Raw genomic sequence first — 15364 nt, forward strand, 5'->3', positions numbered from 1 at the left:
TCCTACATGTTCGAGCCGCGACCTGCGCAGCGAAGTTGTCCGGATGGTGGACCGAGCCTTTCGCACGCTACCTCTCCGGACCATGGGGGAGACTCTCACCAAGATTGCATTTTGGTTACTCTGCAGGGTTCCTGTGCGCACCAGGTCGAGAGGCCGGGGTGGACCATCCGTCGTGTTCGGTTGACAAGGACCGGTTGGCGGCGATCAGCAACCCAGCCACGGAGATCCTGCAGTTCGGCAGGTCGTAGTCTTGTCCGCATGAGCCACAACGATCATCTCGCCGACTTCGACCCCGACATCGCGGCCCTTCTCGACCTCGAGCTGCACCGCCAGCAGTCGACGCTCGAGATGATCGCGTCGGAGAACTTCGCACCCGTCGCCTCGCTCGAGGCGCAGGGCAGCGTCCTGACCAACAAGTACGCCGAGGGCTATCCCGGCAAGCGCTACTACGGTGGCTGCGAGTTCATCGACCAGGTCGAGACGATCGCGATCGACCGGCTCAAGGAGCTGTTCGGCGCTGCGTACGCCAACGTACAGCCGCACTCCGGCGCCCAGGCCAATGCGGCCGCGCTGCACGCCATCGCGACGGTCGGCGACACGATCCTCGGGCTCGACCTCGCCAACGGCGGACACCTGACACACGGCATGAAGCTCAACTTCTCCGGCAAGCTCTACCGCCCGGTCGCCTACCACGTGGTCCCCGAGACGGGCCTGGTCGACATGGACGAGGTAGGCGCGCTGGCCCACGAGCACCACCCGACCGTGATCATCGCCGGCTGGTCGGCCTATCCCCGCCAGCTCGACTTCGCGTTGTTCCGGGAGATCGCCGACGAGGTCGGCGCCAAGCTGTGGGTCGACATGGCTCACTTCGCCGGACTCGTCGCGGCCGGCCTGCACCCCAGCCCGTTGCCGCACTCGCACATCGTCACGACGACGACGCACAAGACGCTCGGCGGTCCCCGCGGCGGTGCGATCCTCACCAACGACGAAGAGATCGCCAAGAAGATGCGTTCGGCGGTGTTCCCCGGACAGCAGGGCGGCCCCCTCGAGCACGTCATCGCCGCCAAGGCCGTCGCGTTCAAGATGGCGCTCGAGCCGGAGTTCAAGGAGCGCCAGCAGCGTACGATCGAGGGCGCCAAGATCCTCGCCGAACGCCTCGTCGCCGGTGACATGACGGCCGCGGGAGTCAACGTGCTGACGGGCGGCACCGACGTCCACCTCGTGCTGGTCGACCTGCGTGACTCCGAGCTCGACGGCCAGCAGGCCGAGGACCGGCTCCACGAGGTCGGCATCACGGTCAACCGCAACGCCGTGCCCAACGACCCGCGTCCGCCGATGGTCACGTCGGGCCTGCGCATCGGTACTCCTGCCCTGGCCACGCGCGGCTTCGGTGCCGAGGAGTTCACCGAGGTCGCCGAGATCATCGCCGCGGCGCTGCTGCCGGGCGAGGTCGACATCGAGGGGCTGCGCAAGCGCGTCACGGTCCTGGCTGAGCGTTTCCCGCTCTACCCGGACGTCAAGCCCTTCACCTCGTGAGCCTTCGGCTCTGGCTTCGGCCGGGGTTGCTGGGACTGCACGCGTTCGCCGCACTGGCCATCGCGTTCTGCATCGTCATGGGACTGTGGCAGCTGGGGGTCTACGACTCCCGCAAGGAGCACGAGCGCGCCGACACCCAGTCCGTCCCGAGGGTGGCGTTCGAGGGCCTGTGGGGCGCCGATGAACCGTTCGAGGGCCGACTCAACCATCGGCCCGTCACGATCGAGGGGTCGTTCGCGCCGGCCGACCAGCAGGTGTGGGTTCGCGGCAAGGTGCAGGACGGACGTGCCGGCGCGTGGCTGCTCTCCCCGGTGGTCGTCGACGACGCCGCGATCCTGGTGGTGCGCGGCTGGGCGCCGTCGGTCACCGACTTCCCGCCCGTGCCGGAGGGCACCGTCTCGATCGAGGCCGTGCTCGAGCCCGGTGAGAGCGGCGGTGCCCCGTTCGACCCCAAGACCCGGGAGATCGGATCCGTACGCATCCCGGCGCTGACGAACGAGCTGCCCCATGACCTCTATTCCGGATTCGCGATCAGCACCTCCACCTCGGCCGCCGGAGGACTCGCGCTGGCGGAGACACCGTCGGTCGACGTGCCGTGGACGACGGGCCTGCGCAACCTCGCGTACGCGCTGCAGTGGTGGGTGTTCGGTGCGTTCGCCCTGTTCATGTGGTGGCGGATGTCGACCGAGAGCGTGGCCGCTGCGAGGGCGAAGGTAGCCTGACGCCGTGAAAACTGCGCTCCTCCGTTACCGCACCATGGCCAACATCGTCGGCGTCCTGCTGATCGTGCTGATCCTGGTCGGCGTGCCGTTGAAGTACCTCGCCTCGGACGGCTCAGGACTGCAGGACGCGGGTGAGTGGATCACGACCTACCTCGGCATCGCCCACGGCTGGCTCTACATGATCTTCCTGGTCATGGCGGCGCTGCTGGCCCGCAAGGCGCGCTGGACGATCCCGTTCACGATCACGACGCTGCTCGCCGGCACGATCCCGGTCGTCAGCTTCTGGGCCGAGCACCGTGCGACGAAGGCCGTACGCGCAGCTCATCCCGAAACCGCCTGACGGTTTTCGCAGCCCGGTCAGCGACCCGTGAACGTGGCGTTGCCGGGACCGTCGTTGAGGAATGACTCCATGCCGTGTTGCAGGTCCTCGGTGTCGAACAGCGCGGCCGCGATCGCCGTCGTGTGAGCGTTGGCCTGGGGCACGCCGCCGGCCTCGAAGTGCCGCAGGATGTCCTTGGCTGCGCCGAACGCCCGGGTCGGCCCGACGGCGATCGACTCGACCAGCGCCATCACGGCGTCGTCGAACCCGTCGACCGGGAGCACGCGGTTGACCACGTTCCACCGCTCGAGTGTCGCGGCGTCATACAGCTCGCCGGTGAAGACCAGCTCCTTGGCGCGGCCCACGCCGGCCCGGCCGGCGAGTCGCTGCGTGCCACCCATCGTCGGGGTGAGACCGATGACCCGCTCGACCAGCCCGAACCTGGCCTGGTCCGACGCGATGATCAGGTCGGATGCCAGAGCCACCTCGAACGCCCAGGTCAGCGTGAGCGCGTGCGCCGCGAAGAACGTCGGGATCGGCAGCGCTGCGACGCGGTCGGGCAGCTCGATCATCCGGTCGTACAGCGTCTTGGTGTCCTCGAGCGTCTTCTGCGCGTGGAACTGCGAGACGTCGACACCGCCGGAGACGGTCTTGCCCTCGGCACGGATGAGCAGCGCCCGCGGCAGGGAGGCTTCGACCTCGTCGAGGGCGCGGTCGAAGTCGGCGTGCATCTCGACCGAGTAGAGGTTGACCGGAGGCGTGTTGAACGTCAGGACCGCGATCTCGCCGACCTGTTTGACCGTGACCGCCATCAGCGGGCGCCGGGATCGTAGGAGCCGCCCTTGTCGGCGACCGCATTGCGGTAGGCGACGACGGCGGCAGCGGCGACGGCGAGCAAAAGGAGCTTCTTGAGCATGAGCCCCAACCTATCGGGCCGATCTTGGGACGTCATGAAACGATGGTCAGGATCACACCGAGAGGAATACCCCCTGTGGCATCGAAGCTGATGGCAACATTCAAGACCAACCACGGCGACATCGTGGTTGAGCTCTTCCCCAACCACGCGCCCAAGACCGTCGAGAACTTTGTGGGTCTCGCCGAGGGCACCAAGGAATGGATCGACCCCGAGACGGGCCAGGTCTCCACCAAGCCGTTGTACGACAACCTGATCTTCCACCGCATCATCCCCGACTTCATGCTCCAGGGCGGCGACCCGCTCGGCTCCGGCATGGGTGGCCCCGGCTACCAGTTCGAGGACGAGTTCCACCCCGACCTGCAGTTCGACCGCCCCTACTTGCTGGCCATGGCTAACGCCGGGCCGGGCACGAACGGTTCGCAGTTCTTCATCACGGTCATCCCGACGGCTTGGCTCAACCGCAAGCACACGATCTTCGGTGAGGTCGCCGACGATGCGAGCCGTGCCGTGGTCGACGCGATCGCCGTCGTCGAGCGCGACCGCTTCGACCGCCCCATCGAGCCCGTGACGCTCGAGAAGGTTGAGATCGCGCGCGTCGACGCATGAGCCAACCGGCGCAGGCCTACCGCTGCTATCGCCACCCTGACCGCGATGCCTACATCGCGTGTCAGCGGTGCGAGCGGATGATCTGCCCCGCATGCATGCGTGACGCCTCGGTCGGGTTCCAGTGCCCGTCCTGCGTGACCGAGGGAGCCAAGTCCGTACGAGCGCCGCGCACCATCGCCGGTGGTGCGATCTCGGCCAACGTCGGCGTGGTCAGCTTCGTGCTGATCGCGTTGAACGTGGTGGCCTACATCGCCCAGCTGGCTACGGACAACACGACCGGATCGGTGTTCCAGCGCGGCGCGATGCAGTCGTACGCCGTGGCCGACGGCGACTACTGGCGGCTGCTCACGGCGGCGTTCCTGCACGGCAGCATCCTGCACATCGCGTTCAACATGTACGCGCTCTACCTCTTCGGGCCGTTCGTGGAGAAGGCGCTCGGCACGGTCCGGTTCATCGCTGCCTATCTCACGACGGCGATCGCCTCGTCGGTGTTCGTCTATTGGCTCGAGAAGCCCGAGATCGCGACGATCGGTGCGTCCGGCGCAGTCTTCGGGCTGTTCGGCATGGCGCTGCTGCTGCTGGTGCGGGCTAAGCAGGACGTCACGACGCTCCTGGTCCTGCTGGCTATCAACGCCGTCATCAGCCTGCAGGGCAACATCAGCTGGCAGGGGCACCTGGGCGGATTCGTCGCCGGGTGCATCCTCGGCGCGGCGTTTGCGTACGCACCGCGTGACCGCAAGCAGCTGGTCCAGGGACTCGTCTTCGTCGCCGTGTGGATCGCGATCGTCGGTGCCGTGGTGATCCGTACGGGTCAGCTCACATGACACCGATGTGATTTACCCACATCTGTGCACACAGGTGTGGATAACTACACGCGTGTAATTAAGGTGCCTACTCCCACTTCATGGCGAAGCCGAAGGCCGCCACGATGAAGCCCATGCCGATGACGAGGTTCCATTGGCCCAGGTCGGAGTAGAACGGGATCTCGGTGTTGCCGTCGCTGATCGTGTAGAACACGACGATCCAGATGAGGCCGACGACCGCGGAGATGACCATGGCCGGTCCCGCCCAGCGGTTGCCGATTTTGGTGGGCTTGGGTGCCTTGGGTGCTTTGTCTCTGGCCACGACGTACTCCGGACGATTGCTGCGGAACGGGATCCGCATCGATGGGTGCTCTCAGATAGCGTAGTTGGCGACGGTGCAACAAGGGAGTTCAGGTATGGCCAAGGCGGGCAGGCACGAGCGCCAGAGCTGGACCTTTGCCGTCCTCGCCATCTGTGTGATTGCCGGCTTCCTGTTCGTCGCGGCATCGGTCAACGCCGACGGCACCGACCTGCGTCCCGCCGGCGGCGACGTCGGATCGCTGCTCAAGGAGCGATCCGATCGCATCGCCGACCGCCGCGATGACGCCCGCAAGCTGCGCAAGGACATCGACGCGCTCTCGGCGGAGGTCTCCGGTGCAGCCCTGGACGACTACCGCAAGAAGGCGACCAAGCTCGAGCAGCCAACCGGCCTGACCGCGCTCGACGGACCCGGCATCCGGGTCACGCTGACGGACGCCCCCAAGAGCGTCAAGCCCGAAGATGTGGCAGACAATCTCCTGGTCGTGCACCAGCAGGACATCCAGGCCTTCGTCAACGCGCTCTGGGCCGGGGGGGCCGAGGCGATCTCGATTCAGGGGCAGCGGCTGATCTCGACGACCGGCATCAAGTGCGTCGGCAACACCGTCGTCCTCGACGGAGTCCCCTATTCCCCGCCCTACGTCATCGAGGCGATCGGCGACGGGACGAGGATGAACGAGGAGATCTCGCGGTCACCCGAGACGACCAGCTATCGCCTGTACGTACAGGTCTACAAGCTCGGCCTCGAGATCGAGACCGTCGACGACATCACCATCAAGGCCTACAGCGGCCCGGTCAGCCTCCGCTACGCCCGCGCCCAGTCCTGAGCTAAGGACCAGGTGGCGGGAGCGCGGGGTTGGTCGACACGGTGATCGTGATCGTCGTACCCGGGGAGACCACGGTTCCCTCGGGCTTGTCCTGCGAGGCGACCGTGTTCTGCTCCACCGTCGAGGCGGGGTCCTCGACGACGTTGGCCTTGAGGCCGGCATCCTCGAGCTTGGCGATCGCCTCTTCCTTGGTCAGGCCGACGACGTTCGGGACGGTGGACTGTCCCTTGGAGACCAGCAGCGTGACGGTGCTGCCGAAATCGGCGGTCTCGCCGGCCGGCGGGTTGCTGTTGATGACCTTGTCCTTGGCCAGCTCGCTGTCGGTCTCGCTTTTCTTGACCTTGAGCCCCTTGCTCTCCAGGAGCTTCTTGGCGTCGTCGTACGAGTAGCCGTCGAGCGACGGGATCGTGACCTGCTCGGGTCCGGAGCTGACGATCAGCGTGATCGTGGAGGCTTCCTTGACCTTCTCGCCCGCGGGCGGGTCGGTCGCGATGACGAGCCCTTCCTTGAGCTTGTTGTCGGGACGCGTCTCGTTCTGGGTGTCGACCTTGAACCCGTCGTTGGTCAACGCCCGGGTGGCCTGCTCGACCGGCATTCCGGTCACGTCGGTCACCGCGACCTGCGGGATCTCCGGCGGTGGCTCGGTCCACTTGTAGATGCCGTACGCGAGCGCGGCCAGCAGCAGGACGGCCACGATGCCGATGCCCCACCACTTGCCGTTGCCTTCGCCGCCGTTGTCCTCGGGCGGGAGGGCGCGACGGGCGCCGCCCGCACCTGCTGTGGACGCGGGTGGGAGTGACGGAGCGGCGGGGGCGACCTGTGTCGCTGCACCGGCCGCCACGGTGGCGGCGGTCGGGGCATCGACGTGCAGGCCGGCGATGGCGCGGTCGATGTCCTTGCGCATGTCGGCGGCGCTCTGGTAGCGGTCCTCGACCCGCTTGGCGAGCGACTTGGCGACGATGTGATCGACCGTCGTGCTCACGTCGGGGTTGAGCTGTGACGGAGGACGGGCCTCCTCACGTACGTGCTGGTAGGCCACCGACACGGGGCTGTCGCCGACGAACGGCGGGCGTCCGGTGAGGAGCTCGTACAGCAGGCAGCCGGTGGAGTAGATGTCGCTGCGGGCGTCAACGGTCTCGCCGCGGGCCTGCTCGGGCGAGAGGTATTGTGCCGTGCCGATCACGGCGGCGGTCTGCGTCATGGCCGAGGAGGTGTCGGCGATGGCCCGGGCGATGCCAAAGTCCATGACCTTGACCTGGCCCGACGGCGTCAGCATGACGTTGGCGGGCTTGATGTCACGATGGATGATGCCGTTGCGGTGGCTGTAGTCGAGGGCGCTGAGCACGTCAGCGGTGATCGAGAGGGCCCGCTCGGGCAGGATCTTGCGACCGTCCTGGGCGCCACGCATGATGTCGCGGAGCGTCTGACCCTCGATGTATTCCATGACGATGTAGGGCACGTGGTTGCCGTGCTTGTCGAGTGACTCACCCGTGTCGTAGACCGCGCCGATCGACGGATGGTTGAGCGCCGCCGTGGACTGCGCCTCCTTGCGGAACCGCGCCTGGAACGTGTCATCGGCCGCGAGGTCGGATCGCAGCTGCTTGACGGCGACCGTACGGCCGAGGCGCAGGTCGCGGCCCACTCGTACGTCGGCCATGCCGCCGCGCCCGAGGAGACCACCGAGCTCATAGCGCTCGCCGAGGCGGATTGGCTCGTCGACGGATTCGGTCATGATGTCAGTCTCTCAATAGTCGTGGTCGAAGTGTGAACTAGGGCGTGTCTGGCGGACCAGCTCATCTGCCGAGCACCGCCTCGATGACGGAGCGCGCGATCGGTCCGGCCAGGCGGCCACCTGAGATCTCGTCACGACCCACGTCGGTCGACTCGACCAGCACTGCGACGGCGACCTTGGGGTCGTTGGCGGGGGCGAACGCGACGAACCAGGCGTACGGCGGGCGGTCCGGCGTCGACTGGGCAGTGCCGGTCTTGCCGCCGACCTCGACGCCGGCGATCCGGGCCGATGTCGCGGTGCCACGCTCGACCGTGCTGATCAGCATCTGTCGCAGCTTGGCCGCGTTGGAGGGGGTCATGGCCTGGCTGATGCGCTCGGGCTTGGCCTGCTCGAGGACGCTGAGGTTGGGCGATCGCACGCTCTTGACGACGTACGGCTTCATCACGTTGCCGTCGTTGGCGACAGCACCTGCGACCATCGCCATCTGCAGCGGCGACGCGGCGACCTCGAACTGGCCGATGCCCGACAATGCGAGCTCGGTGCGCTCCAGCGCGGTGTCGGCCGGTGCGAAGCGGCTGGCGCTCGACGGGAGGTCGCTCAGCGGTGTCGTGCCGAAGCCGAACTTGGCGGCCTGCTCGGCGAGCTTCTCCTGGCCGATCTTGCCGGCGAGGTCGCCGAAGCTGACGTTGCAGGAGACGTTGAGCGCGCGCTCGAAGGTGATCGAGTTGCCGCCGCAGTTGCCGCCGCCTTCGTTGGGGAGCGTGAACGAGGTGCCCGGGAAGGTCAGTCGGGTGCCACCCTTGACCTTGTCGCTGGGGTTGAGTCCGAGGTTCTCCAGCGCGGCGGCGGCTGTGACGAGCTTGAACGTCGACCCGGGAGGCAGGACCTCCTGCGCCGCACGGTTGCGCATCGGGCGGTCCTTGTCGGTGGTCAGGTCTTCCCAGGCCTTCTGCACCTCGGTGAAGTTGTGACTCGCCAGGCGGTTGGGGTCGTACGACGGCTGCGTCACCATCGCGAGGACGGCACCGGTCTGCGGGTCGATCGCCGCGACCGCCCCCTTGGTGTCCGTGCCGAGCGCTTCGAGCCCGCTGGCGGCGGTCTTCTGCGCGAGGGGGTCGATCGTCAGCTCGACGCTGCCGCCCTTGGGCTGCTTGTTGGAGACCAGGTCGACGACGCGGTTGACGAAGAGTCGGTTGTCGCTGCCCGAGAGCACGCCGTTCTCGGTGTTCTCCATGGAGCCGCGGCCGTAGATGTAGGAGAAGTAGCCGGTGATCGGCGCGTACAGCTTGGGCTCGGGGTAGCGCCGCTGGAACTTGTATTCGTCCTTGGACTTCACGCTGACGGCGATCGACTTGCCGTCGACGAGGATCGGTCCGCGGTCGCGGGAGAACTCCTCGTTGATGACGCGCTTGTTGCCGTTCTTGGCGTTGAGGCTGTCGGCCTGCACGAACTGGACGTAGTTGGCGTTGATCAGCAGCGCCATGAACAGGACGAGACAGGCGATCGCGATGTTGCGGATGGGCCGGTTCACAGCTTCACCACCTGCGTCTCCTCGTCGTGCTCGAACGTGGAGATCTCGGGCGCCGGGCGCCGGGTCTGGTCGCTGATGCGCAGCAGCAAGCCGATGATGACCCAGTTCATGACGATCGACGAGCCGCCCTGCGCCATGAACGGTGTGGTGAGACCCGTCAGCGGGATGAGGCGGGTGACGCCGCCGATCACGACGAACACCTGGAGCGCGAACGAGAACGCGAGGCCCGCGGCGAGCAGCTTGCCGAACGCGTCGCGGCACGTGAGCGCGATGCGGAGGCCACGCTCGACGATGAGCCCGTAGATCATCAGGATCGCCATGAGCCCGGCGAGCCCCAGCTCCTCACCCATCGACGCGGCGATGAAGTCGGAGAACGAGAACGGGGTCAGCTGCGGGCTGCCCTGCCCCCAGCCCTGACCGAGCACGCCGCCGTGGGCCAGGCCGAACAGGCCGTTGATGATCTGGCCGTTGCGGTCGGGGTCACCGAACGGGTCGAGCCAGGCGTCGAACCGTACGCGTACGTGGCCGAATGCGAGGTAGCCGAAGTAGGCACCCAGCGCGAACAGCACGCCGCCGACCACGAGCCAACCGACGCGCTCGGTGGCGACGTAGAGCATCACGACGAACAGGCCGAAGAACAGCAGCGACGACCCGAGGTCGCGCTGGAAGATGAGGATGCCGACGCTGATGAGCCAGCCCGCGAGGATCGGTCCGAGGTCGCGGCCACGCGGCAGGTCGACCCCCATCACCCGACGGCCGGCCAGCGCCAGCGCGTCGCGCTTCACCACGAGGTAGCCGGCGAAGAAGATCGCTAGGCACACCTTGGCGGCCTCGCCGGGCTGGAAGCTGAACGGGCCGAGGTTGATCCAGATGCGGGCGCCGTTGATCGTACGACCGATGCCGGGCAGCAGCGGCAGGATCAGCAGGGCGATCGCCGCGGCGCCGAACGTGTAGGTCAGCGTCTGCAGGCGGCGGTGATCGCGTACGAGGATCATGATCCCGGCGAATGCGGCGATGCCGATCGCGGTCCACACCAGCTGGCCGTTGGCGAACGCCTGACGGTCGGGGTTGATCTGCTGGCGCCCGAGGTCGAGGCGATAGATCATCGCCAGCCCGAGGCCGTTGAGCGAGATGACGAGGGGCACCAGGACCGGATCGGCGTACGGTGCGACGCGGCGCACGATCAGGTGTGTCGCGACGGCGACGACGATCAGCGCGACACCGAGCTTGTAGGTGTCGGCGGGGATCGTGCCGGAGACGCCGAGGCCCACCGCGGCGTACGCGGTGATGCCGATGAACACCGCCAGCACGGTGAGGAAGAACTCAGCCCCACGACGCTTGCGAGGGACCCAGGCGGGCGTGGTCATCGCCTGAAGACCGTCGCTGTGGCGGTCGCCGTCTCGGTTGCGGTGGGAGTCGGCGTGGGGGTCGGCTTGATCGCGACCTGGTCGAGGTTGTCGACGATCTGCTCGGCCTCGGCGCGGCTGGATGCCTCGATGCCGTCGCGCACCTGCTTGCGGCGGAAGTCGGGGAGCGTCGACAACTCGACATCGGTGACCTCGTCGACATGCTGGAGGGTCACCCCGGGAATGTCGGCCTGGACGCCCTTGAAGATGGTGACCTTGCCCTGGTAGGAGGCGACGAAGTACTGGTTCTGCGACCAGTTGTAGGCGACGGCGCCCGCAACGCCGAGGATCACCGCCAGCACGACCCCGAGAGCCGTCCAGCGGAGCCAGCGGCGACGGCTCGGGGGACGCGGCGCGTATCGGATCTCCTCGGGGTCGATCGCCTGCGACTCCGTGGTCTTGGGGTTGGTCACTGCGGCCGTACGCGGTCGCGCCGGGCCGGCGGCAGCGCCGACGAGCTGGGGCTGACCGTCGGCGGACGACAGGTGCTCGTCGGGGTCGGTGCCCTTCTCGACGAACTCGGCGATGACAACGGTGACGTTGTCGTAGCCTCCGGCCTCGAGCGCCAGGCGGATCAGCTCGGTCGCGGCGAGGTCGATCGTCTCGGCGCTGAGCGCCATCTCGATGATGTTGTCGCCGACCATGTCGGAGAGGCCGTCACTGCAGAGGAGGTAGCGGTCGCCGAGCATCGGCTGCAGCCAGTTGTAGTCGGCCTCGTTGTCGTCGCGGCCGAGCAGCGCGCGGAGCAGCAGCGAGCGGTGGGGGTGGACCCGGGCCTCGTCGCGGCTGATCTTGCCCTCGTCGACCAGGCTCTGCACGAACGTGTGGTCGGTGCTGATCTGCTCGAGCACCCCGTCGCGCAGGCGGTAGGTGCGTGAGTCGCCGAGGTGCGCGTACGCGAGCTTGGAGCCGTCCCAGAGCATCGCCTCGACCGTGGTGCCCATGCCCTCGACGGCGGGGTCGCTTCGGATCAGCTCACCGAGGCGGGCGTTGGCGGCGGTCACTGCCTGTTGCAGGGCGGACATCGCGTCGACGTCGAGGTCGCGGTCGAGCTGGCGGATGATGTGCAGGGCCTCGGCGGAGGCGATGTCGCCGGCGGCGGCGCCGCCCATGCCGTCGGCCATGACCAGCAGGCGTGGACTGGCGTAGCCGGAGTCCTGGTTGGCGGGTCGGCGCAGGCCGGTGTCGGTCAACGCGACATAGCGATAGGTCAGAGACGTCATGGGCTACTTCTGGAGCTCGACGATGGTCTTGCCGAGTCGGACGGCTATGCCGATGCCGATCGGGATGGGCGAGGTGATGCGCTGGCTGCCGAGGTAGGTGCCATTGGTCGAGCCGAGGTCCTCGACGAACCACTGCTCGCCGTTGGTGGCGAAACGGGCGTGACGGGTGGAGACGTAGTCGTCGTCGAGGCGGATCGCGGCGTCCGTACCTCGACCGAGCAGGATCGGGGTGTCGCCGAGCGGCACGCTCTGGCCGGCGTTGGGGCCGGAGACGACCTGCAGCTTGGTGGGTACGCCCCGCGGTGCCTTGCGGCCCGCCGCCGGCTTGGGCTTGGCCTTCGCCTTGGGAGGACGTGCCGGGGAGGGGGCCTTGGTGCCGAAGATGTCTGACCGGATCACGGAGACCGCTGAGAGGACGAAGAGCCACAACACCGCCAAGAACGCGAGCTTGATCAGCGTGAGGGTGAGCTCTGACATCAGGGCGTCTCCGCGAGGCGGACGACGATGACGGTGTTGCCGAGGCGGATCTCGGCACCATCTGTCACCACGCCGCTGCTGACCTTGTGGCCGTTGAGGATCACGCCGTTGGTGGAGTTGAGGTCGGTGACGGTCACGTTGGTGTCGCCGCCGTTGCGGCTGACACTGATCTCGGCGTGACGGCGCGAGATTCCGGGATCGTCGATCTTGAGGTCGGCGTCGTTGCCGCGGCCGATCACGACGCCGGGAGGGCTCAGCGGGTGCTTCATCCCGTTGACCTCGATCACGACACCGGAGGAGCGGATCGCGGTCTCGGTCATGCGTTGACCCTCGACGGGGGTGACGGCGGAGTTGGTGCGGCTGCGTACGCGGAACCGTCCGGTGCTGAGCTCACCGGTCTGCTTGAACTCGATGTTGAGCGGGCCGGTCATGGTGTAGCGCTGGTCGGCGACGTGCTCCTTGATCAGCGTCGAGAGCTCGCTGGCGAGCGTGCTGCTGAACGGCGCGAGCCGCTCGAAGTCGGTCGGCGACAGCTCGACCGTGAAGTCGTTGGGGACCAGCATGCGTTCGCGCGACAGGATGTGTGCGGAGTTGTCGATCTCGCGCTGCAGGGCGGCGGCGATCTCGACGGGCTGGACCGCGCTGCGGAACGCGCGCGCGAAGGCGCCGGTCACGGCTCCTTCGAGTCTTTGCTCAAATCGCTGCAGCACCCCCGCCATCAGCCTCCGCCTTTCGTTGTCATCATTGGTGTTCCTGTCGATCGTATCGGGCGGTGCTGCAGGGGTGCGTTCTCGTGCGTGCTGGAGCGAGGAATCCCATTGCATTTCAGCCTGTTAGACTCATTCCTCGGTCCTGGGCATGATGTGCCGGGACCGATGCGCGAGTGGCGGAATGGTAGACGCGCTGGCTTCAGGTGCCAGTGTCCGCAAGGGCGTGGGGGTTCAAATCCCCCCTCGCGCACCAAGAGATTTCGGCCCCCCAACGATTCGTCGTTCGGGGGCCGGTCTTGTTGTGGCCGGGGGCCGAAATCTCTTGATATGGAATGGTGGATTTGGGAGGAGCCGCTCCCGTCAAGGCGCCAACGATTCGATCTGGTCACTGATCGAGCACGATGCGGCGACGGCTCCCCCCTCGCGCACAGAAGGCTCTGGCCCCCAACAGGATGTCTGTTGAGGGGCCAGAGTCGTTGTGGTCGGGGGGCCAGAGCCTTCTGAACAGGAATGGTGGATTTGGGAGGAGCCGCTCCCGTCAAGGCGCCAACGATTCGATCTGGTCACTGATCCCACACGGTGCGGCGACGGCTCCCCCCTCGCGCCGAACGGCGTCGAGTCGCGATGCAGCGGCGTGCATCACCCACGCCACGGGGCACGTGATGACAGCTTCAGGCGGAGCCAACAAGGACGTACGGACTACTTCACTGCGTTGCGCCAGTACTGCCGTTTCCTGACGGTACGCACGACAACGCCGAGCTTGGCGGCCTCACCGAGCAGCTCGACGACGTCTGCGGTCTTGTCCTCGTCGAGGGCGACCTGGCGGGCGCGGAGGATCGCGTTGGCGTGCTCTCCGAGTCCGGGCACGCCGTCGACCCAGCGGGTGAAGTCAGCCTCATGCGGGTCGCCGTCGTACCAGGGATAGCGGTGCGACTCGAAGGCCGCTTTGAGCTGCGCCGGCTTGTGGTCGGTCTTCAGCCGTACGAGCTCGCTGGTGTCGCGGGCCTGCAGCACCAGCGTCTTGCCGTCGGTGAACACCGCGTCGACCTGGTCGCGCCGGAATGCCCGCGTCTTGTCGGACACCTTCAGCTCGACGTCCGTGTCCGTGATCGTCACGGCGACCACCTCGTCGTACGCGGTCAGCGTCACGAGCACGCCGGCGACGATGCCGAGCACGATCAGGGTGATCGTCAGCAGCGGACCAGAGAGGTCGTCGAGGATCTCGAACACGCCGCCGAACGGCACGGGCTTGCCCTCGATCCAGCCCGGCAGCTCTGACAGCAGCCATCCGGCACCGGCGCCGACCAACGGGAACGCGATCCACAAGAACGCGTGGTACCAGGCGGAGTGCTTGACGACAGTGGTGCCCGAGGAGTCAGACATGGCGACATGGTGCCATGTCTCGACGGTTTTTCAGGGCAGCAGGCCCCGCACGTATTCGGCCTGGCCGAGGTGCTTGAGGCTGTCGGCCGCGATGCTGACCAGCCGTACGCCCAGGGTGACTGGCGGATCCCACGACTCGTCGACGACCCGGTCCAGGTCGGCATCGGTGAGCCCGCTGACGTACGCGATGGTGAACTCGCCGACAGCCCGGATGTATGGATCGAGCTCACGCGCGCCGATCCGCAGGGCTCCGACTTCCTCGCTGCTCTGGCCGTAGCCGGTGGCGTCGTCGTCATACGGGACAGCCAGCTGACGAGCGAATCCCTCCGCCGTCCAGAGGTCCTCGGCGCCCTGGGCCGATGCGACCTGGGCGTCCTGGCTGCGCGTCAGGTGCCACACCAGCCAGCCGATCGGATTGGCGTCGGGACCCACACGATGACTCAGGTCGTCAGGAGACAGCCCGTCGATCACGAGCAGGGAACTGTCGCGGATCCGCCCGAAGGCGTCAGAGAGTACGTCAGCAGCGGCGGCCATCGTCAGCTGGCGATCGAATGTCGTCCCACGAGCTCTGCTCGCTCGGACTCGCTCATGCCACCCCATACGCCGTACGGCTCCTGTGCCTTCAGGGCATGTTCGCGGCACCGCTCGATCACGGGGCAGCGGCGGCACAGCGCCTTGGCGTTCTCCTCACGACGGATGCGCTTGGCTCCGCGCTCGGCCTCCGGGGAGAAGAAGACCTCAGAATCCATGTCCATGCAGAGTCCGTCGTACTGCCACTCGTACATGTCCATCAGGGGGAGTGGGAGCCTCTTGATGTTGACCATGACCGCTATTTCCCCGAAACCCTTACCCCTA

The 15364-nt window shown here is 67.1% G+C and carries 17 protein-coding genes and 1 tRNA gene; 7 read left to right on the top strand and 11 right to left on the bottom strand.

Translation table 11 applies throughout. From position 1 onward, the window contains the following. Positions 1–258 precede the first annotated feature (258 nt). The 3 genes from glyA to ABD683_RS07685 are packed head-to-tail and all read left to right on the top strand — an operon-like array spanning position 259 to position 2598. Positions 259–1536: a serine hydroxymethyltransferase gene (glyA, locus tag ABD683_RS07675; RefSeq protein WP_344768771.1), complete on the top strand. Its 1278-nt coding sequence runs from the start codon at positions 259–261 to the stop codon at positions 1534–1536. Next, positions 1533–2258 (top strand): SURF1 family protein, encoded by a 726-nt coding sequence (locus tag ABD683_RS07680; protein ID WP_344768773.1) that lies wholly within the window; start codon positions 1533–1535, stop codon positions 2256–2258. The genes glyA and ABD683_RS07680 overlap by 4 nt, the downstream gene beginning before the upstream one ends. A gap of 4 nt (positions 2259–2262) precedes the next feature. Further along, a complete protein-coding gene (locus ABD683_RS07685; protein WP_344768774.1) occupies positions 2263–2598 on the top strand; it encodes a DUF3817 domain-containing protein in 336 nt (111 codons plus the stop codon). Positions 2599–2615: 17 nt separating this feature from the next. Here ABD683_RS07685 and ABD683_RS07690 read toward each other — a convergent pair whose 3' ends face one another. Next, entirely contained in the window at positions 2616–3389 is a 774-nt protein-coding gene (locus ABD683_RS07690; protein WP_344768776.1) for an enoyl-CoA hydratase/isomerase family protein, read from the bottom strand. Positions 3390–3583: 194 nt separating this feature from the next. On the opposite strand from ABD683_RS07690, the gene ABD683_RS07695 reads away from it, so the two are divergent. Both ABD683_RS07695 and ABD683_RS07700 read left to right on the top strand, forming a co-directional pair. Then, the gene (locus ABD683_RS07695; RefSeq protein WP_425548529.1) at positions 3584–4099 is read left to right on the top strand and encodes a peptidylprolyl isomerase; all 516 of its coding nucleotides are present in this window, start codon (positions 3584–3586) and stop codon (positions 4097–4099) included. Then, positions 4096–4923 carry a rhomboid family intramembrane serine protease gene (locus ABD683_RS07700; protein ID WP_344768780.1) on the top strand — a complete coding sequence of 276 codons (828 nt, stop codon included), beginning with the start codon at positions 4096–4098 and terminating at the stop codon, positions 4921–4923. The genes ABD683_RS07695 and ABD683_RS07700 overlap by 4 nt, the downstream gene beginning before the upstream one ends. Positions 4924–4990: 67 nt before the next feature. Here ABD683_RS07700 and ABD683_RS07705 read toward each other — a convergent pair whose 3' ends face one another. Then, the gene (locus ABD683_RS07705; RefSeq protein ID WP_344768782.1) at positions 4991–5224 is read right to left on the bottom strand and encodes a cell division protein CrgA; all 234 of its coding nucleotides are present in this window, start codon (positions 5222–5224) and stop codon (positions 4991–4993) included. A gap of 94 nt (positions 5225–5318) precedes the next feature. Here ABD683_RS07705 and ABD683_RS07710 point away from each other — a divergent pair, with 94 nt between their 5' ends. After that, positions 5319–6047 carry a DUF881 domain-containing protein gene (locus tag ABD683_RS07710; protein WP_344768784.1) on the top strand — a complete coding sequence of 243 codons (729 nt, stop codon included), beginning with the start codon at positions 5319–5321 and terminating at the stop codon, positions 6045–6047. Position 6048: 1 nt separating this feature from the next. Here the strand turns inward: ABD683_RS07710 and pknB are convergent, their stop codons facing one another. From pknB to ABD683_RS07740, 6 genes are all read right to left on the bottom strand, one after another. Continuing rightward, a complete protein-coding gene (pknB, locus tag ABD683_RS07715) occupies positions 6049–7779 on the bottom strand; it encodes a Stk1 family PASTA domain-containing Ser/Thr kinase (RefSeq protein ID WP_344768785.1) in 1731 nt (576 codons plus the stop codon). A gap of 61 nt (positions 7780–7840) precedes the next feature. Further along, positions 7841–9310, bottom strand: coding sequence for a peptidoglycan D,D-transpeptidase FtsI family protein (locus ABD683_RS07720; RefSeq protein WP_344768787.1), 1470 nt, complete (start codon positions 9308–9310; stop codon positions 7841–7843). Next, complete coding sequence (locus ABD683_RS07725; protein WP_344768789.1) at positions 9307–10677, bottom strand: FtsW/RodA/SpoVE family cell cycle protein; 1371 nt, start codon at positions 10675–10677, stop codon at positions 9307–9309. The genes ABD683_RS07720 and ABD683_RS07725 overlap by 4 nt, the downstream gene beginning before the upstream one ends. Beyond that, complete coding sequence (locus ABD683_RS07730) at positions 10674–11939, bottom strand: PP2C family protein-serine/threonine phosphatase (protein ID WP_344768791.1); 1266 nt, start codon at positions 11937–11939, stop codon at positions 10674–10676. The genes ABD683_RS07725 and ABD683_RS07730 overlap by 4 nt, the downstream gene beginning before the upstream one ends. Before the next feature lie 3 nt (positions 11940–11942). Beyond that, positions 11943–12416, bottom strand: a complete 474-nt coding sequence (locus tag ABD683_RS07735; protein WP_344768792.1) for an FHA domain-containing protein FhaB/FipA — start codon at positions 12414–12416, stop codon at positions 11943–11945. Next, a complete protein-coding gene (locus ABD683_RS07740; protein ID WP_344768793.1) occupies positions 12416–13135 on the bottom strand; it encodes an FHA domain-containing protein in 720 nt (239 codons plus the stop codon). The genes ABD683_RS07735 and ABD683_RS07740 overlap by 1 nt, the downstream gene beginning before the upstream one ends. 158 nt (positions 13136–13293) lie before the next feature. Here ABD683_RS07740 and ABD683_RS07745 point away from each other — a divergent pair. Then, positions 13294–13379 (top strand) — tRNA-Leu (locus tag ABD683_RS07745). A 446-nt stretch (positions 13380–13825) separates the two neighbouring features. Here the strand turns inward: ABD683_RS07745 and ABD683_RS07750 are convergent. Genes ABD683_RS07750 through ABD683_RS07760 form a run of 3 tightly spaced genes read right to left on the bottom strand, consistent with a single transcriptional unit; the run spans position 13826 to position 15333 of the window. Next, positions 13826–14509, bottom strand: a complete 684-nt coding sequence (locus tag ABD683_RS07750) for a YqeB family protein (protein WP_344768794.1) — start codon at positions 14507–14509, stop codon at positions 13826–13828. A 30-nt stretch (positions 14510–14539) separates the two neighbouring features. Further along, a complete protein-coding gene (locus ABD683_RS07755) occupies positions 14540–15043 on the bottom strand; it encodes a mycothiol transferase (protein WP_344768796.1) in 504 nt (167 codons plus the stop codon). Between the two features lie 2 nt (positions 15044–15045). After that, on the bottom strand, positions 15046–15333 hold the full coding sequence (locus tag ABD683_RS07760; RefSeq protein WP_344768798.1) for a WhiB family transcriptional regulator: 288 nt from the start codon (positions 15331–15333) through the stop codon (positions 15046–15048). Between the last annotated feature and the right edge of the window lie 31 nt (positions 15334–15364).

It is taken from the genome of Aeromicrobium panaciterrae, from assembly GCF_039537165.1.
GTDB lineage: Bacteria > Actinomycetota > Actinomycetes > Propionibacteriales > Nocardioidaceae > Aeromicrobium > Aeromicrobium panaciterrae.